This is a genomic window from Blautia acetica (assembly GCF_038739805.1).
Classification (GTDB): Bacteria; Bacillota; Clostridia; order Lachnospirales; family Lachnospiraceae; genus Blautia.
On the sequence record NZ_JBBEWO010000051.1, the window covers coordinates 1 to 890 of the forward strand.

Here is an 890-nt window from a genome sequence, read left to right on the forward strand (position 1 = left end):
CTTTGGATGGTCTGCTTTCACCATGTGTTCATCTGTTTTGCTGGCATACACACCGATGTGATGTTCTTCCACTTCTGCCTTCGCAGGTACGAAATGATATTTTCTGGAAATGGCATCCGGTAACTGCTTCCATCCCCTGACACCGAATTCCGCTTCCAATTCCTCTTCGGACAGATAATGGTCAATCCGTCTGACCGGAAGCCCGGAAAGATCAGCCTCTTTCTTTCCTTTACGCTTCGGCTGCTTTGGAGACTTCAGTTCCAGAGCATCAGGCTCTGCTGCATTAAGATCACAGACAGCTTCCGCTTCATTGAAAAAGATAATCGTTCCGTCTACTTCACGAAAACAGATCTGGCTGGTATCTTCCATTTTTTCAGAAGACCTGCCAAAACGGTTCTGCTTACCAAGGATTACCTGTTCCATCAGGAGCTGCATTTTTTCATTCGATGCGTGAAGTTCCTTTGTTATGGCTTCCAATTGCTCCTGCTGTTGTAAAAGAAGCTGGATAAGAAACGGCTTATCAACACTATTTAATTGTTCCTTCGTATACTTAACTGCCATAACTAAACCTCACTTTCCTGAGTGCTATTATAGCAGAACCAACGGTTTTTGGCTATTTTTGAATTCTGTCACCTTCGTCATTTTGACGGTGGATAACAGTCATGAATACCTGAGAATAAAAGCCTGAATTTCAGATATTTATGACTGTTATCCACAATCTGAAAAGTTTTGGGATCCGGAGTATATAGAAACTCACAGAAAACTTTCAGAATGTGAATAACTTTAAATTTTATATCGCACAGGATAACCTGACATGGATGAAAATGATTTTATTTTCTGCGTTTTGCACAAATCACAAGGAGAATTCAGGATCAGGAACTTCTTCTATT

Annotated in this window: 1 protein-coding gene; it reads right to left on the bottom strand. The window is 41.0% G+C overall.

Annotated elements, in window-relative coordinates:
- Positions 1 to 561 (bottom strand): transposase (locus tag WBS51_RS15140; protein WP_342694165.1); only part of this gene is annotated, 561 nt, incomplete at its 3' end.
- Between the last annotated feature and the right edge of the window lie 329 nt (positions 562 to 890).